The organism is Paraburkholderia sp. NMBU_R16 (assembly GCF_013282575.1).
Taxonomy (GTDB): domain Bacteria; phylum Pseudomonadota; class Gammaproteobacteria; order Burkholderiales; family Burkholderiaceae; genus Trinickia.
Map to the genome: position 1 here is coordinate 1 of NZ_JAAAYE010000068.1, position 24,111 is coordinate 24,111.

Annotated in this window: 20 protein-coding genes and 1 pseudogene; 4 read left to right on the plus strand and 17 right to left on the minus strand. The window is 64.2% G+C overall.

Annotated features, from left to right (window positions below):
* Positions 1 to 81: 81 nt before the first annotated feature.
* From GWC77_RS23955 to GWC77_RS23965, 4 genes and pseudogenes are all read right to left on the minus strand, one after another.
* The gene (locus GWC77_RS23955; protein ID WP_367949093.1) at positions 82 to 3,498 is read right to left on the minus strand and encodes an amino acid adenylation domain-containing protein; all 3,417 of its coding nucleotides are present in this window, start codon (positions 3,496 to 3,498) and stop codon (positions 82 to 84) included.
* A 188-nt stretch (positions 3,499 to 3,686) separates the two neighbouring features.
* A pseudogene (locus tag GWC77_RS29745) lies at positions 3,687 to 5,441 on the minus strand (amino acid adenylation domain-containing protein); the annotation flags it as partial.
* A complete protein-coding gene (gene cysC / locus GWC77_RS23960; RefSeq protein WP_173261030.1) occupies positions 5,428 to 6,063 on the minus strand; it encodes an adenylyl-sulfate kinase in 636 nt (211 codons plus the stop codon). The pseudogene GWC77_RS29745 and the gene cysC, both read right to left, overlap by 14 nt.
* A 47-nt stretch (positions 6,064 to 6,110) precedes the next feature.
* Complete coding sequence (locus GWC77_RS23965; protein ID WP_173260995.1) at positions 6,111 to 7,031, minus strand: sulfotransferase; 921 nt, start codon at positions 7,029 to 7,031, stop codon at positions 6,111 to 6,113.
* A 267-nt stretch (positions 7,032 to 7,298) separates the two neighbouring features.
* On the opposite strand from GWC77_RS23965, the gene GWC77_RS23970 reads away from it, so the two are divergent.
* A complete protein-coding gene (locus GWC77_RS23970; RefSeq protein ID WP_173260997.1) occupies positions 7,299 to 7,898 on the plus strand; it encodes an FMN-dependent NADH-azoreductase in 600 nt (199 codons plus the stop codon).
* A gap of 104 nt (positions 7,899 to 8,002) precedes the next feature.
* Here GWC77_RS23970 and GWC77_RS23975 read toward each other — a convergent pair whose 3' ends face one another.
* The 8 genes from GWC77_RS23975 to rpe form a co-directional block, all read right to left on the minus strand.
* Positions 8,003 to 8,806, minus strand: a complete 804-nt coding sequence (locus GWC77_RS23975; RefSeq protein ID WP_173260999.1) for a uracil-DNA glycosylase — start codon at positions 8,804 to 8,806, stop codon at positions 8,003 to 8,005.
* Between the two features lie 6 nt (positions 8,807 to 8,812).
* A complete protein-coding gene (locus GWC77_RS23980) occupies positions 8,813 to 9,442 on the minus strand; it encodes a CYTH domain-containing protein (RefSeq protein ID WP_173261001.1) in 630 nt (209 codons plus the stop codon).
* Between the two features lie 40 nt (positions 9,443 to 9,482).
* On the minus strand, positions 9,483 to 10,268 hold the full coding sequence (trpC, locus tag GWC77_RS23985) for an indole-3-glycerol phosphate synthase TrpC (protein WP_173261003.1): 786 nt from the start codon (positions 10,266 to 10,268) through the stop codon (positions 9,483 to 9,485).
* Between the two features lie 47 nt (positions 10,269 to 10,315).
* Positions 10,316 to 11,347, minus strand: coding sequence for an anthranilate phosphoribosyltransferase (trpD, locus tag GWC77_RS23990; protein ID WP_173261006.1), 1,032 nt, complete (start codon positions 11,345 to 11,347; stop codon positions 10,316 to 10,318).
* A 50-nt stretch (positions 11,348 to 11,397) separates the two neighbouring features.
* Positions 11,398 to 11,988, minus strand: coding sequence for an aminodeoxychorismate/anthranilate synthase component II (locus GWC77_RS23995; protein ID WP_173261008.1), 591 nt, complete (start codon positions 11,986 to 11,988; stop codon positions 11,398 to 11,400).
* Between the two features lie 13 nt (positions 11,989 to 12,001).
* Complete coding sequence (gene trpE / locus GWC77_RS24000) at positions 12,002 to 13,495, minus strand: anthranilate synthase component I (RefSeq protein ID WP_173261010.1); 1,494 nt, start codon at positions 13,493 to 13,495, stop codon at positions 12,002 to 12,004.
* Positions 13,496 to 13,787: 292 nt separating this feature from the next.
* Positions 13,788 to 14,543, minus strand: coding sequence for a phosphoglycolate phosphatase (locus GWC77_RS24005; RefSeq protein WP_173261012.1), 756 nt, complete (start codon positions 14,541 to 14,543; stop codon positions 13,788 to 13,790).
* Positions 14,540 to 15,232, minus strand: coding sequence for a ribulose-phosphate 3-epimerase (rpe, locus tag GWC77_RS24010; RefSeq protein ID WP_173261014.1), 693 nt, complete (start codon positions 15,230 to 15,232; stop codon positions 14,540 to 14,542). The genes GWC77_RS24005 and rpe overlap by 4 nt, the downstream gene beginning before the upstream one ends.
* Positions 15,233 to 15,437: 205 nt before the next feature.
* Between rpe and apaG the strand changes: the two genes are divergently transcribed.
* Together apaG and GWC77_RS24020 are read left to right on the plus strand one after the other, a co-directional pair.
* Complete coding sequence (gene apaG, locus GWC77_RS24015; RefSeq protein WP_173261016.1) at positions 15,438 to 15,812, plus strand: Co2+/Mg2+ efflux protein ApaG; 375 nt, start codon at positions 15,438 to 15,440, stop codon at positions 15,810 to 15,812.
* 88 nt (positions 15,813 to 15,900) lie between these two features.
* Positions 15,901 to 17,037 (plus strand): murein transglycosylase A, encoded by a 1,137-nt coding sequence (locus GWC77_RS24020; RefSeq protein WP_254367133.1) that lies wholly within the window; start codon positions 15,901 to 15,903, stop codon positions 17,035 to 17,037.
* Between the two features lie 34 nt (positions 17,038 to 17,071).
* Here the strand turns inward: GWC77_RS24020 and paaK are convergent, their stop codons facing one another.
* The 5 genes from paaK to paaN all read right to left on the minus strand — a co-directional run bounded on the left by paaK (position 17,072) and on the right by paaN (position 22,832).
* Positions 17,072 to 18,376 (minus strand): phenylacetate--CoA ligase PaaK, encoded by a 1,305-nt coding sequence (paaK, locus tag GWC77_RS24025; protein WP_173261018.1) that lies wholly within the window; start codon positions 18,374 to 18,376, stop codon positions 17,072 to 17,074.
* A gap of 89 nt (positions 18,377 to 18,465) precedes the next feature.
* Entirely contained in the window at positions 18,466 to 18,930 is a 465-nt protein-coding gene (gene paaI, locus GWC77_RS24030) for a hydroxyphenylacetyl-CoA thioesterase PaaI (RefSeq protein ID WP_173261020.1), read from the minus strand.
* Between the two features lies 1 nt (position 18,931).
* Entirely contained in the window at positions 18,932 to 19,723 is a 792-nt protein-coding gene (gene paaG / locus GWC77_RS24035) for a 2-(1,2-epoxy-1,2-dihydrophenyl)acetyl-CoA isomerase PaaG (protein ID WP_173261022.1), read from the minus strand.
* Positions 19,724 to 19,809: 86 nt separating this feature from the next.
* On the minus strand, positions 19,810 to 21,021 hold the full coding sequence (gene pcaF, locus GWC77_RS24040) for a 3-oxoadipyl-CoA thiolase (protein WP_173261024.1): 1,212 nt from the start codon (positions 21,019 to 21,021) through the stop codon (positions 19,810 to 19,812).
* A 101-nt stretch (positions 21,022 to 21,122) separates the two neighbouring features.
* On the minus strand, positions 21,123 to 22,832 hold the full coding sequence (gene paaN / locus GWC77_RS24045) for a phenylacetic acid degradation protein PaaN (protein WP_173261026.1): 1,710 nt from the start codon (positions 22,830 to 22,832) through the stop codon (positions 21,123 to 21,125).
* A 143-nt stretch (positions 22,833 to 22,975) separates the two neighbouring features.
* On the opposite strand from paaN, the gene GWC77_RS24050 reads away from it, so the two are divergent.
* Positions 22,976 to 23,752, plus strand: a complete 777-nt coding sequence (locus tag GWC77_RS24050) for an enoyl-CoA hydratase (RefSeq protein ID WP_173261028.1) — start codon at positions 22,976 to 22,978, stop codon at positions 23,750 to 23,752.
* Positions 23,753 to 24,111 lie beyond the last annotated feature (359 nt).

The following is a 24,111-nucleotide window of genomic DNA, read 5'->3' on the forward strand; positions in this document are numbered from 1 at the left end:
TGCAACATGCGCCGAGCGTCAATCAACAAACGCTTGTCAGCGTCAATCAACATCGGCATCATCAACCTCGCCGCGACATTCTCATCTTGTTTGTCGCGCGTCTCTCATCCAGATTGTCGCGCCACAAAGCGCCTCATGACGGGCGACGAGACGGCTCAGCGCGATGGCGAGCGCTGCGCGGTCGAGCGAGCCGTGCAGTGTATAGCCGAACGGCACGTGATACGCGTGGCTCGCGCCTTCGATTTGCGCAGCCAGCCACAGCCACTCCTCGGCGAACGACAGCGCGAGCGGCCCATCGCGATCGACCGGCACGATCGCCGTTGGCGTCGCGCGTTGCGCGTGCGCGACCGCCGCGGCGAAGCCGGCCAGCGTTGGATGGCTGAACAGCTCGGCGAGCGGCACCTCGAGCTGCATCGCGTCGCGGATGCGGGACAACAGCCGGACGGCGGAGAGCGAGTGCCCGCCGAGTTCGAAGAAATGGTCGTGGCGGCCGATGGGCCCGCGCTCCAGCACGTCGGACCACAGGTCGGCCAGCGCCGCTTCGGTGTCGTTCGCGGGCGCTTCGTAGCCTCGGCTCGTCGACGCGTCGCGGCTCGGCGCGGGTAGCGCCTTGCGGTCGAGTTTGCCGTTGACGGTGAGCGGCAGCGCGTCGAGCGCGACGTAGGCGGACGGCACCATGTAGTCGGCCAGCGTGCTCGCGAGATGGGCACGCAACTGCGCGATATCGAGTACGTGCCCTGGGTCCGGGACGACATAGGCGACCAGTTGCCGGTCGCCCGCGCCTGTGTCCCGCGCGAGTACCGCGGCTTCGCGCACGCTCGGCGCGCCGGCGAGCCGGGCCTCGATTTCCCCGATCTCGATGCGAAAGCCGCGGATCTTGACCTGATCGTCGTTGCGGCCGGCGAATACGAGCGAGCCGTCCGGGAGCTGTCTGCCGACATCTCCGGTCTTGTATAGACGGCTGCCGGGTGCGCCGTACGGATTGGCGACGAAGCGTGCAGCCGTGAGGGCCGGGCGGTTCAGGTAGCCGCGAGCGAGGCCTGGCCCCCCAATGTAGAGCTCGCCGAGCACGCCTTGCGGAACGGGTTGCAACGCGCCGTCGAGCAGATGGATCTGCAGGTCGGCGAGCGGGCGACCGATGCGGCTGCCTCCGCCGCTTTCGATGTCGGCACGCCCGATGGTATAGCAGGTCGCATGAACGGTGATTTCGGTGATCCCATACATGTTGACGAGCCGCGTGTGCGCCGGATCGTTGTGCGCGATCCACCCGGCGAGCTTGCGCAGCTCGAGCGCCTCGCCGCCGAACACGATTGCGCGCAGCCGGTGTTCCGTCGCGCTGTTTGCCGCCTCGGCGATCAGCGGGTAGAACGCGCTCGGGGTCTGGTTCAGGACAGTCACCCGTTCGCGACATAGCAGCGCGTAGAAGTCGCGCGGCGAGCGGGCGGTGAGCGGCGGTACGATGACGAGCTTGCCACCGTACGCAAGCGCGCCCCAGATTTCCCAGACCGAGAAATCGAACGCGAAGGAGTGAAAGAGCGTCCACACGTCGGTGCGGTCGAAGCCGAACTCGCTCTCGGTGACGGCGAGAAGCCGAACGACGTTGCAATGTTCGACGACGACGCCCTTGGGCCTACCGGTCGAGCCGGAGGTGTAGATGATGTACGCCGGGTCGGAAGGTCGGGCCGGCCGGATCCGGTCCGCGTCGGTCAGATCGGTGTCGCGCATGCCGCTCACGCGTGCCTGCGTGCGCGGTTCGTCGAGCGCGATACGCGTGCCGCGTACGCTCAGCCGCTCCGCTGCCGCGGTATGCGCGATCAATGCGGCGGGTTGCGTGTCGTCGATCATGAAGGCGAGACGCTCGTCCGGGTAGTCGGGATCGAGCGGCAGATATGCGGCGCCGGATTTCAGGATCGCAAGCAGCGCAACGATCAGATCGAATCCGCGCGGCAGCGCGACGGCAACGACCTGTCCCGGTCCGACGCCGTCGTCGACGAGCGTACGCGCGAGGCGATTGGCTCGACGGTTCAGTGCAGCATAGGTCAACGTTTGTGCGTCGTGCGCGAGCGCGATCGCATCGGGCGCGCGTGCGGCGTGTCGCTCAAACAGCGGCGGCAATGTGGAGAGCGGCGCAGACGGCGCTTCGGGAAGGCGCGCGGGCGAGGGAGCGGCGGGCTCGATGAGCGGCAGACTGTCGACCGTTCGGCCGTCGTCGTCCACCATCGCTTGCAACAGCACACGCAGATAGCCGGCGAACCCTTCGACGGTGGCCCGGTCGAAAAGCGCCGTCGCATATTCGAGGCCGCCGTCGACGTGGCCACCCGATTCCCGCAGCGACAGTGTGAGATCGAACTTCGCGGTGGTGTGCGCAGTTGAAGGCAGCGCGTGCGTGACGAGTCCCGGCAGCGTCAACGTATCGCGCGGCGTGTTGTCCCAAGCAAACATTGCCTGGAACAGCGGGGTGATCGCGAGGCTGCGGCGCGGCGCGCAAAGTTCGACGACCTGCTCGAACGGAATGTCCTGATGCTGTTGCGCGGCGAGCACACGGTCCCTGACGTCGCCGAGCAATTGCGCGACGCTGGGCGCGCCGTGCAGATCGATCCGCAACGCAAGCGTGTTGACGAAGCAGCCGATCATCGTCTCCGTGTCCGCAAGCAGGCGGTTCGCGACCGGCGTGCCGATGACCAGGTCCTGCTGTCGCGAGAGTTTCGACAGCAGGATCGCCCAGCCTGTCAACACCGTCATGAACAGTGTCGTTCGATGACGGGCCGCGAGCACATTGAGGCCGGCCGTGAGCGATGCGTCGAGCGACAAGCGGACGGACGCGCCCCGATGGTCGCGCTGCGGCGGGCGTTGTCGATCCGTCGGCAGATCGAGCAGCACCGGCGCGCCGGCTAGCGTGGTCTTCCAGTACTTGGCCTGGCGGGCGATCGTATCGGTGGTGAGAGTCTGCCGTTGCCAGAGGCTGTAGTCCGCGTAGTCGTGCATGAGCGGTGGCAGCGGGTCGTCGTCCGCACGCGCGAACGCTCCGTAGAGCGTGCCGAGTTCGCGCAGCAGGATGCCCATCGACCAGCCGTCGGCAACGATGTGATGGACGGTGACGAGCAGCGTATGTAGGTCGTCGGCCTGCCGAATCAGCCGGCCGCGGATCACTGGGCCGCGTTTCAGATCGAACGGTAGGTCCTGTTCGGCCACGATCAAGCGATCGAGCTCAAGCTGGAGAGCGTTGCGGTCTTCGCTGTCGACAAGATTCCGCAGATCGTCGTCGCGCAGCATGAAGCTGGTAGCGCTGGTTGGTGCGATCCATTGCATGGGCACGCCGTCGACCGTGCCGAACGTCGTGCGCAGCGCAGCGTGCCGCGACACGATGCGCTCCAGCGCGCGGACGAGCGCATCACGGTCGAGGCGGCCTCGCAGCTGGATGCCGAATGGAATGTGATATGCGCGGCTCGCGCCTTCCATCTGCGCGAGGAACCACAGCCGCTGCTGAGCGAACGACATCGGAAGCGGGTCGGGGCGCGGGCTGGCGCGTAGCAGCGGGGGCAGGTCCAGCCGCGGCGCGTGCCCGGCCTGCTGGATGTGTCGCGCGAGCGCGTCGAGCGTGGGATGGGCGAAGACTGCCGCGCCACAGCGAAGACGTCGCGCACGGCGATCTCGACGCCGAACGTGTCGCGCAGTCGAGCGACCATCCGCACGGCCAGCAGTGAGTGGCCGCCGAGATCGAAGAAGTGATCGCGACGCCCGACGCGCGCGAGGCCGAGCAGGTTGCGCCACAGGCCGGCGAGCCGGGTTTCGGCGTCGCCCTGTGGGGCGAGCCAATCGGCGCGCGCGTAGGCGGCCGCATCGGGCGCGGGCAGTGCGCGGCGATCGACCTTGCCGTTGGGGGTGAGGGGCAAGGCGTCGAGGATGACGACGGCCGCGGGGACCATGTAGTCGGGCAGATGTGCGGCGACATGGCGGCGCAGCGCGGCCGGATCGGGCCTGGCTGTGGAATCCGCGGCATCGGCGATCTTCGCGACGGCGACATGCGCGACGAGCCGGCGATGCTCGTCGTCTCCATGGACCGAGACGATGGCCTGCGTGACGGCCGGATGGCGGCCGAGCACATCCTCGATCTCGCCGGGCTCGATGCGAAAGCCGCGGATCTTGAGCTGCTGGTCGAGTCGGCCGAGGAACTCGATGGTGCCGTCGTGGCGCCATCGGCCGAGGTCGCCGGAGCGGTACAGTCGCGAGCCGGGCGGGCCGAACGGGTTGGCGACGAAGCGCTCGGCGCTCAGGCCGGGACGGTTCAGGTAGCCGCGTGCGAGGCCGTCGCCGGCGATGCAGATTTCGCCGGCGATGCCGGGCGGCACTGGCTGCAGCCGTGCGTCGACGATGTGGATCCGGGTGCCGTCGGCGGGCGTGCCGATGGTGACGCCGGAGGCGGCGGACAGCGGTGCGCTGAGCGTGGCGAGCACGGTGGACTCGGTGGGCCCGTAGGCATTGACGAGGCGCAGCGAGCCGGCCCATCGCTCGACGAGCGCGGGAGGGACGGCCTCGCCGGCGACGATCAGATAGTGCAACTGACGCAAGCTGTGCGCAGGCATGACAGCGAGTGCGGCGGGGGGCAGCGTCAGATGGGTGATGCGCTCGCGCAGCACGAGCTCGGCGAGGGGTTCGCCGGGAACGAGGGCGTGGGCGTGGGAGATGACCGAGGTGGCGCCGCACAGCAGCGGGCGCAGCACCTCGGAGACGGCGGCATCGAACCCGGGGGAGGCGAACTGCAGCACGCGCGAGCCGGGTCCGAGGCCGCAGCGCTGCATATGGGTGCGCACGAGGCGAGGCAGGCCGCGGTGGGTGACGAGCACGCCCTTGGGCTGTCCGGAGGAGCCGGAGGTATAGATCAGGTAAGCGGCGTGGTCGGCGCCCAGGGTGGGGCCGGTGCGCTCGTCGCTCGGATTGGAGGCGCTCGCGCGGCTGAGCGCGGCGACGGTGTCGGGCGTATCGATGAGCAGGCGTGGCAGCTCGGCGCCGGGCAGGCTCGGGGCGAGCTCGTGCTCGGTGATGAGCAGGGCGGGGCGGGCATCGCCGAGGATGAAGGCGATGCGCGCGCTCGGATAGTCGGGGTCGAGGGGCAGGTAGGTGGCGCCGGCCTTGAAGCAGGCGAGCATGGCTACGGGCAGGTCCGCAGAGCGGCGCAGCGCGACGGCGACGCGATCCTCTACGGACAGGCCGAGGGAGAGCAGGTGATGGGCGAGGCGGTTGGCGCGGGCGTTCAACTCGGCGTATGACAGATGCAGTTCGCCACACACGACGGCGAGGGCGTCCGGCTGCCGCGCGGCCTGTCTCTCGAAGAGCGCGGTCACCGTTTGGCCGGGAACGGGAAGGGTGTCGACAGTTGCACAGTCGGAAGTATGCGAGCCGTCGGGGACGAACGAGACGTGCGGAACGTTAGCGGCAGGCATCTTCTTTATCCTTGTTTGCGCATCCGCTCAGGCCGATCGCGCCGAGGATCCTCTGTACGCAGGTCAAAATGTCCAACTGGCTCGTATCGATTCGCAACGCGCCGGCTTCGGGCGGTTCATACGGAGAGGCGATACCCGTCATGCCCGGCACGACCCCGTCGTTCGCTCGTCGGTACAAGCCCTTGGGATCGCGTGCTGCACACACGTCCAGCGGCGTGCTGACCCACACCTCGTACATCGTGTTGCTGCCGATGATCGTGCGCGCCATCTCCCGGTCCGCCCGGTAGGGCGACACCAGCGCCACCACGGCGATTGTCCCGGCTTCGTTCAATATCCTGGCGACATGAGCAGTACGGCGGACTTGTTCGCGACGGTCGTCGCGTCCGAAACCCAGATCGTTGCTCAGGCCCTCGCGCAGCAGGTCACCGTCGAGCACGTGACAGGCGCGTCCGGCTCGCCGCAGGCGGTCCACTATGTGCGAGGCCAGCGTGGATTTGCCTGCACCGGACAGCCCCGTCAACCAGATTGTTCGCGGGGGGAATTGATCCGTGGCATGGGGGCACTCGGAAGCGGGCAGCGGCGCATGCGCGTTGCACGCTCCGTTCTGTCGGGAAGACGTCATCGCGAAAAGACTCTGCAATCGTTCGGGGGCTCGTCGAAGCGCGGCTCTCAAACGAGAAGGGGGCTGGCGGACGGCGAGCCTGCACCGCGACCAGCGGCGAGGGCGGGGGCAATCATTAGCCGGGTGTCTGCGTCGGACTCGCTCGATGGCGAAGATGAGCGAATGACGTGGGCTTCGCTGTAGGTGGCCTGCCGCCAGAAATCGAGTTGGGCAAGACGGTCGTAGAGATCGGGTGGCAGCACGGTTGGCCGCGCTTCGGCTTTAACCGTTTTCTTGACGAAATGCAGGCCCGGCGTGGCGAGACCTGCATCGAACGCCGGTTCGTCATATTCGAGCGAATCGAACCGGTGATCGAAGGGTTCCTCGCCGAGAAACCGATAGATCAATGACAGCGTTTGGCGAGGGAATTTGACGAGATGATCGTATTCGACCACGAGCAGCGCATCCGCATGTGCGCCATAGAAAGCATCCTTCAGCGACGCCAGCGCATAGCCGACTGTCCGGTTCGGCAGCAGCAAGGCGTCGGCTCGCGAATAAACCGTCGCGCGTTCGGTTTCGTCCTGAAAAAGCCCGGAGCGGTCGAAAACGTTGCGCCGCACGAGCGTCTCGAAGCTGTCGACGACGCTCGCGACGCTGCGCACCATGCAGATCATCCGCACCGTGCCGAATAGCTCGACGAGCAGCGGCAACCTCGCTCCCCAGCCACGATTCGTGTCGAACACGACTTCCCGTGTTTCGCACTCCTGTGCATAGAACGCATCGAACAGACGGCGAAGCACATGGCGCCGTTTATCCTTCGGCACCAGCGGTCCGTCTTCGCCGCCCATCTCGACGAGCAACGACGACGTCATGCGAGCAAGTGGGCTACTCATTGCTGCATGAAAGCGCGGGTTCTGTCTGAGCAGGGCGGCAAGCAGCGTCGAGCCCGAACGGGGCAGCCCAGCGATAAAATGAAATTTCGTCGTCACGTCGTGTTTGCGGGGAATCAATCGGGCACAGATGTCGAGTGCGATTTTTTTCGGACGATATATTGGCGCCGGCCCCAGTAAAGCGTGCATGCCGAAATTGCGTGCCTCGCGACGAAGCGGTTGCGCCTGATGGCGGAGCCGGCATCGGTTGATTGTCCCGCTGGTGCAACGATGCGTCGCCGCGCCCCTACTTTCTGAAGCGCCGCAAAGAAAACACAATGGCCCCACTCGCGCTGCAAACGCGCAACTCAATAGACGGAGCCCAAGATGACCACGATCCTGCAACTGAATTCGGCCGCTCGTTCGCAAGGCGCGAACTCGACGCTGCTCGCTACCGAACTGACGGAAAAACTGCGCAGCGCCAACCCCGGAGCGAAGGTCGTCGTGCGCGACTTGCTCGCCAACGCATTGCCGCACCTCGACGATTCGGTTCTCGGCGCCTTTTTCACGCCGGTCGAGCAGCGCACGCCCGAGCAGGCCGCGATCGTCGCGCGCAGCGATGCGCTGATCGCCGAGCTGCAGGCCGCCGACATCATCGTCATCGGCGCTCCGATGTACAACTTCGGTGTGTCGTCGCAGCTCAAGGCTTATTTCGACTGGATTGCGCGTGCCGGTGTGACCTTCCGCTATACGGAGAACGGTCCCGAGGGTCTCGTGAAAGGAAAGCGTGCGTTTATCGTCTCGGCTCGCGGCGGCAAGTACGCCGGTACGCCGGCCGACAGCCAGGCGCCGCATATTCAAACATTTCTCGGCTTCATCGGTATCACTGACGTTAGCTTCATCTATGCCGAAGGGATGAACATGGGCCCCGATGCGGCAAACGCCGGACTGGCCAGCGCCCGCGAAGCGATTGCTGCAGCCGCCTGAGACCGCAAAGACGCGGTGGGGCGGGGCGCAAGTTCGCCGCCCCACCGCGCGACAGCCCAGCGACCCCCGTCGACCAGGGCAATAAGCGCAAGTGCGGAATGGTGTTACGCCTCGTCGTGAAGCTGCCAGTCGATCGGCTGGCGGCCGTGTGCGGTCAGATATTCGTTCGCAAGCGAGAAGTGGCGGCAGCCGAGAAAGCCGCGATGGGCCGAAAGCGGCGAGGGGTGCGGCGCTTCGAGCACGCAATGCGGTCTTGCGTCGAGCAGCGCCCGTTTGGCCTGCGCGTGCGCACCCCACAGCATGAACACCAGCCCCTCGTGCCGATGCGCGAGCTCATGAATCAGCGTATCGGTGCATTGCTCCCAGCCACGTTTGGCATGGCTGGCGGCTTTTCCACGCTCGACTGTCAGCACCGTGTTCAATAGCAGCACGCCCTGCTTGGCCCATGCGTCGAGGCACCCCCGACGCGGCATGTCGCAACCGAGATCGGCAGCGATTTCCTTGAAGATGTTGCGCAGTGAAGGCGGCGGCCGCACCGGTTCCGGCACGGAGAAGGCGAGCCCGTGGGCCTGCGGGTGCCCGCCGTCGTCGCCGTGATAAGGGTCTTGTCCGACGATGACAACCTTGACATCGTCGGGGCGGGTGAGCCGCAATGCTCTAAATACGTCAGCCGGATAGACCGTTTTGCCCGAGGCGAGTTGAGCGTCGACGAAGCGGCAGAGCGGCTCATAGGCTTCGCTTTCAATGAAAGGCCTGAGGTGTTCGAGCCACTCGTTCGGTAGCGCATCGAACTGCGCCTCGAGCGGCGCGTTCAAACCGGGCTGCGAAATCGCGGGCGGTGCGGCGGGGACGTCGAAGAGTGACGCTTGCGCCGAATCGGAAGTATGGGGGGAGCGTGCGCGGGCCATCGGCTGTCAGCCGCCCGCTCGCAAAGCGTACCCGCGCTGCGCTTTGTTGACATTCTCGGGCACTAGGCCCGGCACGTTCGCGGATAGCTTGGCTGCGAATGAAGCAAGCGCGGATTCGTCGCCGTCGATCAGTTCGAGTTCGACCTCGCTGATGGGGGCGCGTCGGACAACGCCGTCGACTTCCGCGGTGACTTCGCCGCGATCGATGGCCGCCTCGATCACCGCGCCGGCAACGGCCATGCGCCACAGGCGCCGGACGAACGTCGTCCGGAAGAGTGCGACGAGTTCCGGCTCGGCGCATCGCAGCACGGCGCGCGCTTGCGCGTCGTCGCAGACCCCGGCGAGCACATCGGTTTCGAGCGAGGCACCGGACACGGGCGTTTCCCATTCATGGCGGCTATGCAGGCCTTCCCTCGCTGTCCCGGCGGCTTTCAGCGTCTGCAGCCAGCCACTTGGCGTCTTGCGCAGCCTGAGCGCAATCCTTGCCTGGGTCAGCGCGAGCGCCGGCGTATCGAAGTAGATATTTTCGAGCGGCAGGTCGCGGCCGGCTTCTCCGGTCTGCTCGACGAAGTAACGCTCGGCTGCCGGGGCTTGATCGGGTGGCAGTGCCAGCTTGATTTCGCGTTCTATACCCATAGGGATCGAATGGCCGCGGGCGGCGCGGCGCAGGAATACATCAGAAGAACATGCGCGCGAGTTCCGCGCCCGGGTCTTCGGCGCGCATGAACGCTTCACCGACGAGGAACGTATGTACCGAACGTTCGCGCATGCGCTCGACGTCCGTGCGCCCGAGGATCCCCGACTCGGTGACGACGATGCGGTCGTCGGGCACGCTCTCGAGCATGTTCAGCGTCGTATCGATCGATGTCTCGAACGTGCGCAGATTGCGGTTGTTGATGCCGATGAGCGGCGTCTTCAATGTCAGCGCCTCGGCGAGCTCGGCCTCGTCGTGCACTTCGACGAGCACTGCGAGACCCAGCGAATGGGCGAGCGCTTCGAGGTCCTGCATTTGCTGCGTCGACAGTGCCGCGGCGATCAACAGGATGGCGTCGGCGCCCATCGCGCGCGCTTCGACGATCTGATAGGGATCGACGATGAAGTCCTTGCGCAGCACGGGCAGCTCGCAAGCGGCGCGCGCCTGTTCGAGGTAGGCGACGCTGCCCTGAAAAAAGCGCACGTCGGTCAGCACGGACAGGCATGCAGCGCCGCCGCGCGCGTACGAACGCGCGATATCGGCGGGCACGAAGTGCTCCCGCAGCACGCCTTTCGAGGGGCTTGCCTTTTTCACTTCGGCGATGACCGCCGGCTGCCCGGCCGCATGCTTGGCGCGCAATGCCCCGACGAAATCGCGCAGGTCGCGGGCCGATGCCTCGAGCCGCAGCGCTTCGAGCGGGGCGCTCAGTTGCGCCGCCGCCACCTCTTCATGCTTGACCGCGATGATGCGTTGGAGAATATCGCTCATGGCAAATGTGGATGTCTGATGTTCTTCGTTCGGTATCGCGCTCAACCTCAGCGCGCAAATTGCTGCGTGAAGCGGGCCAGTTCGTCCACTTTGGCGCGGGCGCGGCCCGATGCAATCGCTTCGCGAGCGAGCTGAATACCATCGGCAATCGAGGCGGCAACGTTCGCGGCATATAGCGCGGTGCCGGCGTTTAGCGTGACGATCTCGCGCGCGACGCCCGGGCGGTTCTCGAGCGCTTCGATCAGCAGTTTCTTCGACTCCGCCGCATCGCTCACCTTCAGCGTCCGGTTGGACACCATCTGCATGCCGAAGTCCTCGGGGTGAATCTCGTACTCGTGGATTTCGCCGTTGCGCAATTCGCCGACGAGCGTGGCCGCACCGAGCGAGACCTCGTCCATACCGTCCTTGCCGTAGACGACGAGCACGTGCTGCGCGCCGAGCCGCTGCATGACGCGGACCTGGATACCGACGAGGTCGGGATGGAAGACGCCCATCAGTTGATTCGGTGCGCCGGCTGGATTGGTGAGCGGGCCGAGAATGTTGAAGATCGTTCTCACGCCGAGTTCGCGTCGTACCGGAGCGATATTTTTCATCGCCGGATGATGGTTCGGTGCGAACATGAAGCCCATGCCCGTCTCCTCGATCGAGGCGGCGACTTCTTCGGGCTGCAGGTCGATGTTGACGCCGAGTGCTTCGAGCACGTCGGCACTGCCCGACTTGCTCGATACGCTGCGCCCGCCATGCTTGGCGACCTTGGCACCGGCGCCGGCCGCGACGAACATGGTGGCCGTCGAAATATTGAAGGTGTTCGCGCCGTCGCCACCCGTGCCGACGATATCGACGAAATTCGAGTTGTCCGCCACTTCCACGTGCTTCGCGAATTCGCGCATGACCGTTGCCGCCGCCGCGATTTCGCCGATCGTTTCTTTCTTCACGCGCAGGCCGGTGATGATCGCCGCCGCCATCACGGGCGACAGATCGCCCCGCATGATGAGCCGCATCAGATGCAGCATTTCGTCATGGAAGATCTCGCGGTGCTCGATCGTGCGCTGCAGCGCTTCTTGCGGGGTGATCGTCATGATCTCGTCCTTGTTTTCGCCGGCGTAACGGGTTCCGAGGTCGTACACGGCTAGACGGCGACCGTCCGGCTGGCCTGCGCCATCTTGAGGAAGTTCTCGAGCAACGCGTGGCCGTGCTCGGAAAGGATCGATTCGGGATGAAACTGTACGCCTTCGACGAGCAGCTCCTTATGACGGACACCCATGATCTCGCCGTCGTCGGTCCACGCCGACACTTCGAGGCAATCGGGCAGTGTATCGCGCTCGATCGCGAGCGAGTGATAGCGCGTTACCGTGAAATGCTTAGGCAGGTCGGCGAATACGCCCTTGGTGTCGGTCTCGATCCGGCTCACCTTGCCATGCATGATCGTCTTCGCGCGCACGACGCGGCCGCCGAATGCTTCGCCGATGGCCTGATGTCCGAGGCAGACACCCAGAATCGGCTTGGCGCCTGAGAAACGCCGCAGGACGTCGAGCGTGATGCCGGCGTGCTGCGGATTGCTCGGCCCCGGGGAAAGGCAAATGGCGTCGGGGTTCAGCGACGCGATCTCGTCGAGCGTGATTTCGTCGTTACGGTAGGTGCGCACATCTTCGCCGAGCTCGCCGAAGTACTGGACGAGGTTATAGGTGAACGAATCGTAGTTATCGATCATCAGCAGCATGGTCTTTCTCCGCTCAGAAGTCGGCATCGAGGCCGTCTTGCACCTGCTCCGCCGCGCGCAACACGGCGCGCGCCTTGTTTTCCGTCTCTTGCCATTCCGACTCGGGAACGGAGTCGGCAACGACGCCTGCCGCCGCCTGCACATACAAATTGCCGTTGTGAACGATGCCCGTCCGAATGGCAATGGCCAGATCCATCTCGCCCGTGAAGGAAAGATAGCCCACCGCGCCGCCATAGAGGCCGCGCTTGACCGGTTCCAGTTCGTCGATGAGTTCCATCGAGCGCACCTTCGGTGCTCCCGAGAGCGTGCCTGCCGGGAAAGTCGCGCGCAGAACGTCGAAATTCGTCACGCCGGGTTTGAGCCGGCCTTCGACGGAGCTCACGATATGCTGCACGTGCGAGTACTTTTCGATGACCATCTTGTCGGTCACGGCCACCGAGCCCGTCTGTGCGATGCGGCCCACATCGTTGCGGGCGAGATCGATCAACATCACGTGTTCGGCGATTTCTTTCGGGTCGTTCAAGAGCTCCGTGGCCAGTTCCGCATCGCGCTCGGGCGTATTGCCGCGCGGACGCGTCCCGGCGAGCGGTCGGATCGTCACGATTCGATCGTCGCCGCGCTTTTCCTGCCGAACGAGGATCTCGGGCGAGGCGCCGATGACCTGGAAGTCGCCGAAGTTATAGAAATACATGTACGGCGACGGATTCAGCGAACGCAGCGCCCGGTAAAGCGAGAGCGGGTTGTCACGGTAGGGCTTGATGAGCCGCTGGCCGACCTGGACTTGCATGAGCTCGCCGGCGGCGATGTATTCCTTTGCGCGCCGGACTGCTGCGAGGTAGTCCTCGCGCGCGAATTCGCGGTAAATGTCGGTGCGCACGCTGGGCGTTGTAACCGGCGGTTGAACGGTCGCGCGCAAACGGTGACGCAACTCGCGCAGACGCTGCTTGCCGCGCGTGTACGCTTCCGGCGTCGACGGATCGGCGTAGACGATCAGATAGAGCTTGCCTGCGAGGTTGTCGATGACCGCGAGCTCTTCGGTCAGCAGCAGTTGGATATCGGGAAGGCCGAGATCGTCGCGCGGCGCCGAATGCGCCAGCTTCTTTTCGATATAGCGGACGGCGTCGTAGCCGAAATACCCGGCCAGCCCCCCGCAAAAGCGCGGCAGGCCGCTCGTATGCGCCACCTTGAAGCGGGCCTGGAACTGATCGATGAAATCGAACGGGTCGCCCTCGTGTGTCTCGACGACCTCGCCGTCACGCACGACTTCGGTCTTGCCGCTGACGGTGCGCACAAGTGTGCGCGCGGGCAGCCCGATGAACGAGTACCGACCGAACCGCTCGCCGCCGACAACGGATTCGAGCAGGAACGAGTTCGCGCCGCCGCGCTCGGCCTGAGCGAGCTTCAGATAGAGCGAGAGCGGAGTCTCGAGATCGGCCAGCGCTTCGGCGATCAGCGGGATGCGGTTATAGCCCTCGCTTGCAAGGGACTTGAATTCGAGTTCGGTCATGTTCCGATCCTGTTCGTATGAGCGGCGCGTCGGCATTGCATGGGTGCGGCGCGAAGCGCACGGCAAACCGTTGGACCGCGAGCCCGGGCGGCGACTCGGAAGTCACTTCGGCCCGAAACGATCCGGGCGATGCGGCAATGGGAGCGTGGCTGCGCGGCAAAGCAAAAACGGTACTGGGCATCGCGCCCAGCATACCTCGGAGAGAGGTCAGTGCGACCAGCGACGCCAGGGCCAAGCTCCCCGGTCGATGCTGCTCAGACTCCGTTTTTTGCTCAGAAACATGAGGTGATAACTATGTCGTCGATGATGGAGTGCTTGCCTCTAGATTCGCGTGATGGCGGACGATCGCCGTCGCGGCTGCAAGCAACGTGCCGACTATACCATCGGAATTTATCGTTTGTATAGCCTTGCCGTGGTTGTACCCGTACGGCACCGTGAGCGTTGCCATGCCGGCTGCGCGTCCGGCGAGCGCGTCGTTTTCAGAGTCGCCGATCGCCACCGCCTCGGACGGTGCAACGCCGAGCGCGGCACACGCCGCGAGCATCGGCGCCGGATCGGGTTTTTTGCGAGGCAGGCTGTCGCCGCCGAAGATGATCGAGAAATACTTCGCGAGCCCATGTTGCTCGAGCAACGCGACGGCGAACCGGCGCGGCTTGTTCGTCACGCAGGCCAATTTGAGCCCCGCATCGTGCAACGCGGCGAGACCGCGTTCGACATCGGGATAGAGCTGGGTGTGGCGTCCGTTGATCTGCGCATAGTGGGTCTGATAGCAGGCCAGCGCCGTCTCGAAACGGCCTTCGGTCTCTTGCGGCGAAAACCGCGCGGCGAGCACGCTGCGGATCAAATGCTCGGAGCCTTTGCCGACATAACCGACGACTTCGTCACGCGTGACCGGCGGGGCCGCGCCGATCTCGGTCAACATGCCGTTGATGCAGAAGGTGAAGTCGTCCGCCGTATCGACCATCGTGCCGTCGAGGTCGACGACGGCGGCTCTTAGGCGCAGGCTCGAGAAGCGCGGCGCCGCTTGGTTGGGAAGCGCGGAACTCATGACGGGAGCGCCTCCGTCGTGGCGAGCTGACGGCGCATTTCATCGATGACGGCACGATAATCGGGTTTGCCGAATATTGCCGAGCCCGCGACGAAGGTATCGGCACCCGCGCGCGCAATTTGCGCGATGTTATCCACCTTCACGCCGCCATCGATTTCCAGATGAATCTGCCGACCTGTCTGCTCGCGGTACGCGTCGATGCGCGCACGCGCGGCGCGCAGCTTGTTCAGCGCTTCGGGAATGAACGACTGGCCGCCGAAGCCCGGGTTCACCGACATGATGAGCACCAGGTCCACGCGGTCCATCACGTGGTCGAGATAATTGAGCGGTGTGGCAGGGTTGAACACGAGACCGGCCTGGCATCCGTGATCGCGGATCAGCGAGAGCGTACGATCGATGTGCTCGGACGCTTCCGGGTGGAAACTGATGAGATTCGCACCGGCTTTCGCGAAATCAGGCACGATGCGATCAACCGGGCGTACCATCAAATGCACGTCGATCGGCACCTGGACGTGCGGGCGGATGGCTTCGCATACGAGCGGGCCGATGGTCAGATTCGGGACGTAATGGTTATCCATCACGTCGAAGTGAATCCAGTCGGCGCCGGCGGCGACGACCTGGCTGACTTCTTCGCCCAGCCGGGCGAAATCAGCCGACAGAATGCTGGGGGCGATACGGAATTGCGTCATGGCGCGTCAATCCTCATTGTCGGCGGGCGGCGGCAGGGAAAGGGGCATTTTACCGCGCGTTGCTATGTGGCTGGCCGATCATTGCTCGGTTGCGGGCGAGGGCGCCATCGCGCAGAATGCCATCCGAAATAGAGCGCGAACGTCGCATGACGTGGCGTCTCCTTTCGGCTTCTTATCAGAACAAAACGATGGAACCTGAATCACGATGAGCCAGTATCAATTCAGCGTGGCGGCGCAGACGCGTTATCTGCCGGAGCAGTCGGACCCGGAGCACCGTCAATACGCGTTCGCTTACACGCTGACGATTCGCAATATCGGTCAAGTGCCGGCGCAACTGATCGCACGCCATTGGATCATTACCGACAGCGATGCGCAGGTCCAGGAGGTCAAGGGCTTGGGCGTCGTCGGTCATCAGCCATTGCTGCAGCCCGGCGAGCAATTCGAGTACACGAGCTGGGCCGTCATTGGGACCCCTGTCGGCACGATGCGTGGCGAGTACTTCTGCGTGGCGGAAGACGGGGAGCGTTTCGAGGCCCCGGTGCCCGAATTCACGCTCCAGATGCCGCGCACGCTGCATTGAACGGGCACGGGAGCGCCCGGGCGTGCAATGCGCCAGGCCCCGGCGATACGATCGCCACGCAAGTCCGGGCACAAGACTTCATCGAACAATGAGCAAACGTATGCGCATCGATCTGAGGGCGGCTGGTCGCGCCCTGGCGGCAGCCTGCGCGGTGCTGCTGTCCGCTTGCGGCGGCAACGGCGTCCTGCGCCCGAGCGCGACGGCGCCGGCTTCGACACCCGTCGTTTCGGGGCAACTTGCGTCTGCCCGTCTGACGCCTGTTGCGTGGCAACAAGTCCCGGGTTGGGAGGACGATTCGCTGATCGGCGCGGGCGAGGCGCTACGCGAAAACTGCGCGCGCCTCGGGCGTGAGCCCCGCTGGAAGCCTGCTTGCTCAGCAGCAGCGCACCTCGACGATCTCGATGTCGCCGGCACCCGCACTTTCTTCGAAACCTATTTCACACCCTTTCAATTCGCGAACGGCGACGGCACGCTCGATGGCCTCGTGACAGGATATTACGAGCCGCTGTTGCACGGCTCGCGGGTGCGCCGCGCAGCCTATCAGTTCCCGCTCTATCGTTGGCCGGCAGCCTATCGCCCCGGGGCGGCGCTACCACCGCGCGCCGAGTTGGAGCGCTCGGGCGCGTTGTCGGGCAACGAACTCGTCTGGGTAGACGATCCGATCGAAGCGTTTTTTCTGCAGGTGCAAGGCTCGGGGCGCGTTGTGCTCGACGACGGCAGCGTGATGCGGGTCGGTTTCGGCGGAAGCAACAATCAACCTTACAAATCGATCGGCCGGTGGCTGCTCGATCACGGTGAATTGACGCCTTCGCAGGCGACGATGCAAGGCATCAAGGCGTGGGCGCGCGCAAATCCGTCGCGCGTCGACGCGCTGCTCGATACCAACCCGCGTTTCGTATTCTTCCGCGAGATGCCGTTGCCCGATCCGGCGCTCGCGGGGCAGGACAAAGGCCCGGTGGGCGCGCTTGGCGTGCCGCTGACGCCGCAGCGCTCGATCGCCGTCGATCCCGCTTCCATTCCGCTCGGCACGGCGGTGTTCTTGCAGACCACGCGGCCGATGACGAACGCACCGATGAACCGGCTCGTTTTCGCGCAGGATGTCGGAACGGCGATCAAAGGCGGTGTCCGGGCCGATTATTTCTGGGGCCTCGGAGACGACGCCGGGGATCTCGCGGGCAAGATGAAGCAGAGCGGACGCATGTGGCTGCTGCTGCCGAACTCGTAGCGAGTGAAGGTCGCCTGGTGACGTCGCCCGGTCTTCAATTGCCGGACCGGCGTTTATCCACGACGCGGCGCGCTTTTCCGACAGAACGTTCGATGCCGCCAACCGGTAACAGATTGACGAACGCCGAAATGCCGATCAGCGCCTTGATGTCGTAGCTGAGGGCCGAGCGTGCCGCATCGAGTGCCGCTGTATTTGCACTGGCTTCGGGGGACGGCTCGACGTTCAGCGTCATGACGTCGAGCGGGCCGTCCTTCGTCAGAACGATCTGGTAGTGCGGCGCCAGTGCGCGTTGCTTGAGCAGCAACTCCTCGATCTGGGTGGGAAATACGTTGACGCCGCGCACGATCATCATGTCGTCGCAGCGGCCCGTGATTTTTTCCATGCGCCGCATCGTGCGCGCGGTACCCGGCAAAAGGCGCGTCAGATCGCCTGTCCGATACCGGACGATCGGCAAGGCCTCTTTCGTCAGCGAAGTAAATACGAGCTCGCCGAACTCGCCGTCCGGTAGTACTGCACCCGTTTCAGGGTCGACGATCTCCGGATAGAAGTGGTCTTCCCAGATCGTCGGGCCGTCTTTCGTCTCGGCGCACTCGGACGCGACACCCGGACCGATGACTTCCGAAAGCCCGTAGATGTCCACCGCATCGATACCCATGCGCTGTTCCAGTACGAGACGCATCTCGTTCGTCCATGGCTCCGCGCCAAATATGCCGACGCGCAGCGACGATTGCGCGGGGTCCAGGCCTTGACGTTCGAATTCGTCGGCAAGAGCAAGCATGTAGCTTGGCGTCACCATGATGATGTCGGGCTGAAAATCACGAATTAGCTGCACCTGTTTCTCAGTCTGTCCGCCCCCGAACGGGATCACCGTCAATCCTGCCCGCTCCGCGCCGTAGTGAGCGCCCAATCCGCCCGTGAACAGCCCGTATCCGTAGCTGACGTGGACTTTGTCGCCGCGTCGCGCACCTGCGGCGCGGATCGAGCGCGCCACGAGGCCGGCCCAGGTGTCGATGTCGCGAGCGGTATACCCGACGACCGTGGGCTTGCCCGTCGTACCCGATGAGGCATGGATGCGCGCGATACGGTCCTGCGGAACAGCGAACATGCCGAACGGATAGTTCTCGCGAAGGTCGCTCTTCTTCGTGAACGGGAAGCGTGCGAGGTCGGCTAGCGTGGTCAACTCGTCGGGGTGTACGCCAGCCTCATCGAACTTGCGCCGATATACCGGCGAGTTTTCGTAGGCATGGTTGAGCGACCATTTAAGGCGTTCGAGCTGCAGGTTCGCCAGTTCGTCACGGCTGGCGGTCTCGATCGATTCGAGCGGCAAAGCGGTATCCATGAATGTCTCCATCTCCCGTGTTGCGGGTTCCCACGTTCGCCGTGTGTCCCGTCATGTTTCAGCTGTTTGCGATTGGCGAAGACTGCACGTCAACTCCCCGCGATGACACTCCCACGAATTTGAGTGGACTTGCCTCTGAACATCGCCACCGTTTCGCCGGCGCGATTGGTTACACGAATGTCATAGATTCCGGTGCGTCCATTCAGCGTTTGCTCGATGGCTTCGGCGATCAACACATCGCCGCCATGGACCGGGCGCAGGAATTCGATCGAACAGCCGGAGGCGACGGTATTCACGTTGTACGAATTGCAGGCAAATGCGAAAGTTGAATCCGCGAGCGTGAAAATGAGACCGCCGTGACAGATATCGTGGCCGTTGAGAAAGTCGGGCCGCACCGTCGCGCGCATTCGTGCATAGCCGGCGCGTACCTCGAGCAACTCGAAGCCGAGCGCGCGGGAGCATGCATCGGCCCGATACATCGCCGCGGCGACGGCGCGCGCGAGTTCGTCGCCACAGAGGTTTTCGGCATGGGCGGGAGGATGGGCTTCAGACATATCAGCGTCCCTCGAAACGTGGCGCCCGCTTTTCGATAAATGCGGCGACACCTTCCGCATAGTCGCGCGAGGCACCCAGTTCGCGCTGCAAGTCACGCTCGAGATCAAGCTGCCGATCGAGCGTTTGCGTCGTACTCGCACGCATCGCGCGCTTGATCGCGGCGATGGCTCGCGTGGGCTGCTGAGCAAGCCGGCCGGCTAAGCTCGTTGCAGTTTCCATCAGTTGTTGATCGTCGACGACCTGCCAGATGAGTCCCCACCGCTCGGCGTCCTCGGCGCTGAGCTTGTCTCCGGTCAGCGCGAGGCCCAGTGCGCGCGCCATGCCGATGCGCTGTGGCAGCAACGCGGTGCCACCTGAATCCGGAATGAGGCCAATCTTGACGAACGATTGGACGAAGCTGCTCGAGCGGGCCGCGAGGGTGATATCGCAGGCGAGTGCCAGATTTGCTCCCGCGCCGGCGGCGATACCGTTGACTGCCGCGATCACAGGTAAAGGGAGGGTCTGCAGACGCCTCACGAGCGGATTGAAGTTTTCGTCGATGAGTGCGCCGAGATCGGTCATCGCGCCCGGCTCGAAGCTCAGATCGGCGAGATCCTGGCCAGCGCAAAAGCCGCGCCCCGCACCGGTCAATACGAGCGCACGCGCGCCGGAGGATTCGACGTTGTCGAGCGCCGCGCGCAGTTGGGCGTGCATTGCTCGAGTGAAACTATTGAGCTTGTCCGGTCTGTGGAGTGTCACGGTGGCGACCTGCAAGGCGGCGTCGATATCGACGCGAATCGCTTCATTGAGCATCGGTTGTCTCCTGGCTGCTTGATATCGATGAGCTGGCGTGCGTGACAAAACCGGTTTCGGTATTGCTGATGTTCCTGAGGCTGTGCTTACGCGTTCTCGATCCGCTCGATGGCAAGCGCAATGCCTTGCCCGACCCCGATGCACATGCAGCACAGCGCGTATTTGCCCGATACGCGTTGCAGCTGGTAGAGCGCGGTCGTGACCAGCCTCGCGCCGGACGCCCCGAGTGGATGCCCCAATGCGATCGCACCGCCGTTCGGATTGACGCGTGGGTCGTCGTCGGGAAGGCCGAGCAGGCGCAGCACGGCCAGACCCTGTGCGGCGAACGCTTCGTTGAGTTCGATGACATCGAAGGCGTCGAGCGTCATATTGATGCGAGCCAGCAGTGTCTGGACGGCCGGCGCGGGGCCGATGCCCATGATTCGCGGTTCGACGCCTGCTGTCGCCATGCCGAGAATGCGTGCGCGCCTACGCAGGCCGTACTGTTTGGCCGCTTCTGCGTTGGCGAGCAAGAGTGCACAGGCGCCATCGTTGACGCCGGATGCGTTTCCGGCCGTGACGGTGCCATCGGGACGTACGATACCCCTCAGTTTCGCGAGCGCTTCGAGCGAGGTTTCTCGCGGATGTTCGTCACGGGTCACATGAACCGTTTCGCCGTTCTTTTGTGGAATGGCGACAGGGACGATTTCCTCGGCGAGCGTGCCGTCGCGCTGGGCACGTGCGGCTTTTTGCTGGCTGCGCAGCGCGAACGCGTCTTGATCGGCCCGGCCCACCTCGAATTGAGCCGCTACGTTCTCGGCGGTTTCCGGCATGGAGTCGATCCCGTACTCGCGCTTGAGCGCGGCGTTCACGAAGCGCCAACCGATCGTCGTGTCATGGATCTCCGCCTGACGAGAAAATGCACTGGATGCTTTTGCCATGACGAACGGCGCGCGAGTCATGCTTTCCACGCCACCGGCGATCATCAGTCGTGCTTCGCCCGCTTTGATTGCACGCGCCGCAGTCCCGATCGCATCCATGCCGGAGCCGCATAAACGGTTCAACGTCGCGCCGGGGACATCGATCGGCAAACCCGCCAGCAGCGCTGCCATTCTCGCCACGTTGCGATTGTCTTCCCCAGCCTGATTCGCGCAACCGTAGATGACATCGTCGAGCGCCCGCCAGTCGATGCCACCGTTGCGTTGCACGATGCTTCGGATGGGAACGGCCGCGAGGTCATCGGCCCGGACGTCTTTCAGCGCGCCGCCGTAGCGCCCGAACGGAGTGCGAATCGCATCGCAAATGAAGGCATCGTGCATCGCTGGTTCCTATTGCTGCGAAGAATCGCCTGCATCGGAGCAGGCGAAAGTTCGAATCATCGTAGTGGCGCGCGCGGTGGCGCGCCACTCGACCGTTCGGCCTATGCCGTTTGGCCAGCTGGCGTTGCGCTGTTGGTCGGCGCAACATGGACACGGCTTTGAACGACGCGAAATCGGTTGGCAACGAACGCCGAATCCGTCAGGGCAGCATTGGCTGCGGGGTTGGCGCCCGTTCCATGGAAATCCGAGAAGGCGGCCGATTGATTGACGAAGACGCCGCCGGTCAGATTGATCGACAGTGCGACTCCCCCGTGGATCGCTGCTTCGTGTGCCGCGTCGATCACGGCCTCGTCGGTGCTGTAGACGGACAGTGTCAGTGCCCCATGCTCGCGAGCGATCGAGCTGGCGAGCTCCAGAGAATGGCGGGTCGAGTCGGTCGCGATGACGAACGAGACCGGGCCGAACCACTCGCTACGGGCGGTGGCGAGATCGCGGGACGCGTCGAGCTGCACCAGCAGGGGCGTGCGTATGCGCGCGCCGGGAAAGGCGGGATGATCCAGCGCGATGCTATCCGCGAGGACGCGTCCGAGCGCGCGCGCTTCATCGATGCGGCGGGCGACGCCCTCGTTCTGGATAGCGCCGAGCACCTCGACGGCGCGCGTTGGGTCCGCGACGAGCTTTTGGACAGCGGAAGCGAGCGCCTGTGCGACGTCGTCGAAGCTCAGGTGTCCCTCGGATGTCTGGATTCCGTCGCGTGGCACGTAGATGTTTTGCGGCGCAGTGCACATCTGGCCGGAGTACAGCGCGAGCGAGAACGCGATATTGCGCACGGCGGCCTTCAGATCGTCGACGGAGTCGATCACGATCTGGTTCACGCCGGCCTTCTCGGTAAAGACGTACGCCTGGTGTGCGTTACGTTCGAGCCAGGTTCCGTTTTGCGTGCTGCCGGTGAAATCGATGAGCTTGATTTCGGGCCGTACCGCGAGGGCCTGGACCAGCGGGCCGTCGTTCGGCGCCGTGGCGAGCAGCGTCACGACGTTGGGATCGAAACCGGCCTCGCGTAGCACTTCGCGAGCGATGCGAACGGTAATGGCCAGTGGAAGGATTGCGCCAGGATGAGGTTTGACGATGACGGCGTTGCCGGTCGCGAGATCCGCGAAAAGCCCCGGGTAGCCGTTCCACGTCGGGAACGTGCAGCAGCCCAGGACAAGTCCGATGCCACGCGGTGCGATCGCATAGTGCTTTTTCATCGCGAGGGGCGGATTCTTGCCCTGCGGCTTTTCCCAGTGAGCCTCGGTGGGTACGCGGCGCAACTCGTTCCAGGCGTAGGCGATGGCTTCCAGCGCCCGATCCTGCGCATGCGGGCCACCGGCCTGAAAGGCCATCATGAAAGCCTGCCCGGTGGTGTGCATGACGCTATAGGCGATCTCGAAGCTCGCGCGATTGAGCCGGGCGAGAATTTCGAGGCTTACGCCTATCCACGCCTCGCGGCCGGCGCGGCGCCACGCGTCTTGAGCCGCAGTTGCTGCCGGGATGAGCGTATCGGCACTGGCCTTCGGATACTGAACATCGAGCGCAAACCCGTATGGCGATACCTCGGCGCCCACGGTTTCGCCGGTGGCCGGTTGATCGAGTTCGAACGTGCGGTGAAGATGGGCTTTGAATGCTGCTTCGCCTTCTGCGTTGCTCGTTTCCCCGTACACTCTGGGGCTCGGCATTTCCGCGAAAGGGCTCCAGTAGCCGCGCGTTTCGATAGCGGCAAGGGCGTGCTTCAGCGTGTCTTCGTGCTTCGCAAAAAGTGGATGTGTCATGGCGGAGACAGAGCGGGCCTAAGTTGAAGGAGACAGTTCGGCCATTCATTGACCGACCGGTTGGTTTGCGAATGTTACCATCGTTCGCGCGACGATATCGGGCGTTTTTTGGGGATTCCCGGATGGAAAAGATAGGAGGTGAAATGGAATACGAAAACATCTTGGTCGAGACGCGGGGACGCGTCGGGCTCATAACGTTGAACCGTCCGAAGGCGCTCAATGCGCTCAACGATGCGCTGATGGACGAACTCGGCACGGCACTCAGGGCTTTCGAGGCCGATGACGGCATCGGAGCCATCGTCCTGACGGGCAGCGAGAAGGCGTTCGCTGCGGGCGCCGATATCGGGATGATGTCCAAGTACTCGTATATGGACGTGTACAAAGGGGACTACATCACGCGCAACTGGGAGGCGATCAGCTCGATCCGCAAGCCGATCCTTGCGGCGGTTGCGGGATTTGCGCTTGGCGGCGGCTGCGAGCTCGCGATGATGTGCGACATCGTGTTCGCGGCCGACAGCGCGAAATTCGGTCAGCCGGAGATAAAGCTCGGCGTGATGCCGGGTGCGGGCGGCACGCAGCGCTTACCGCGGGCGGTTTCCAAGGCGAAAGCGATGGATCTGTGCTTGACCGCCCGGTTCATGGATGCGGACGAAGCGGAACGGGCAGGTCTTGTCTCGCGGGTGTTGCCGGCCGCGACGCTGCTCGACGAAGCGATTGCGGCGGCGGCGACTATCGCGGAGTTCCCGCTGCCGGCCGTCATGATGGTCAAGGAATCGGTGAATCGCGCCTATGAAACGACGCTTGCGGAAGGGGTTCGTTTCGAGCGTCGATTGTTCCATTCGCTTTTTGCAACCGAAGATCAGAAGGAAGGAATGGCGGCGTTCATCGAGAAGCGCAAACCCGTCTTCAAGCACCGATAGCGTCGGTGCACGCATAGCGCTTGCAAGGTGCGTAGAAGGGGCCTAGAATTGCGCCCTTTCGCGCATTCGGCAACGCGGCGCGAAGCTTGGGAAGTCGATGTGCAGCGCGGGTTGGCCGGTTTTGGGATAGCAGCAAGGCGATGCCAAAAACCAGTTGACGATGTACGAGAAGGGCTGCATAATCTCGCTTCTCTGCTGCTTGAGCAGCAACGCAAGACGGTGAGCCGGGGTAGTGATGACGGCGAGCGGTTGAGCGACGCGATCTTTAACAATTCACAGTCGATAAGTGTGGGCACTTGATGCGGCGAGCGGCATGTGACTCTTCGGAGTGATGTGCACAAGCGAAAGTATCAAGTCTC

Excerpts from the sequence above, each read along its gene's own strand:
- GWC77_RS23955 (WP_367949093.1), bottom strand. The coding sequence starts at position 3,498 with ATGTCGTTCGCTCAGCAGCGGCTGTGGTTCCTCGCGCAGATGGAAGGC.
- cysC (WP_173261030.1), bottom strand. The coding sequence starts at position 6,063 with ATGACGTCTTCCCGACAGAACGGAGCGTGCAACGCGCATGCGCCGCTG.
- GWC77_RS23970 (WP_173260997.1), top strand. The coding sequence starts at position 7,299 with ATGACCACGATCCTGCAACTGAATTCGGCCGCTCGTTCGCAAGGCGCG.
- GWC77_RS23975 (WP_173260999.1), bottom strand. The coding sequence starts at position 8,806 with ATGGCCCGCGCACGCTCCCCCCATACTTCCGATTCGGCGCAAGCGTCA.
- GWC77_RS23980 (WP_173261001.1), bottom strand. The coding sequence starts at position 9,442 with ATGGGTATAGAACGCGAAATCAAGCTGGCACTGCCACCCGATCAAGCC.
- trpC (WP_173261003.1), bottom strand. The coding sequence starts at position 10,268 with ATGAGCGATATTCTCCAACGCATCATCGCGGTCAAGCATGAAGAGGTG.
- trpD (WP_173261006.1), bottom strand. The coding sequence starts at position 11,347 with ATGACGATCACCCCGCAAGAAGCGCTGCAGCGCACGATCGAGCACCGC.
- GWC77_RS23995 (WP_173261008.1), bottom strand. The coding sequence starts at position 11,988 with ATGCTGCTGATGATCGATAACTACGATTCGTTCACCTATAACCTCGTC.
- trpE (WP_173261010.1), bottom strand. The coding sequence starts at position 13,495 with ATGACCGAACTCGAATTCAAGTCCCTTGCAAGCGAGGGCTATAACCGC.
- GWC77_RS24005 (WP_173261012.1), bottom strand. The coding sequence starts at position 14,543 with ATGAGTTCCGCGCTTCCCAACCAAGCGGCGCCGCGCTTCTCGAGCCTG.
- rpe (WP_173261014.1), bottom strand. The coding sequence starts at position 15,232 with ATGACGCAATTCCGTATCGCCCCCAGCATTCTGTCGGCTGATTTCGCC.
- apaG (WP_173261016.1), top strand. The coding sequence starts at position 15,438 with ATGAGCCAGTATCAATTCAGCGTGGCGGCGCAGACGCGTTATCTGCCG.
- GWC77_RS24020 (WP_254367133.1), top strand. The coding sequence starts at position 15,901 with ATGAGCAAACGTATGCGCATCGATCTGAGGGCGGCTGGTCGCGCCCTG.
- paaK (WP_173261018.1), bottom strand. The coding sequence starts at position 18,376 with ATGGATACCGCTTTGCCGCTCGAATCGATCGAGACCGCCAGCCGTGAC.
- paaI (WP_173261020.1), bottom strand. The coding sequence starts at position 18,930 with ATGTCTGAAGCCCATCCTCCCGCCCATGCCGAAAACCTCTGTGGCGAC.
- paaG (WP_173261022.1), bottom strand. The coding sequence starts at position 19,723 with ATGCTCAATGAAGCGATTCGCGTCGATATCGACGCCGCCTTGCAGGTC.
- pcaF (WP_173261024.1), bottom strand. The coding sequence starts at position 21,021 with ATGCACGATGCCTTCATTTGCGATGCGATTCGCACTCCGTTCGGGCGC.
- paaN (WP_173261026.1), bottom strand. The coding sequence starts at position 22,832 with ATGACACATCCACTTTTTGCGAAGCACGAAGACACGCTGAAGCACGCC.
- GWC77_RS24050 (WP_173261028.1), top strand. The coding sequence starts at position 22,976 with ATGGAATACGAAAACATCTTGGTCGAGACGCGGGGACGCGTCGGGCTC.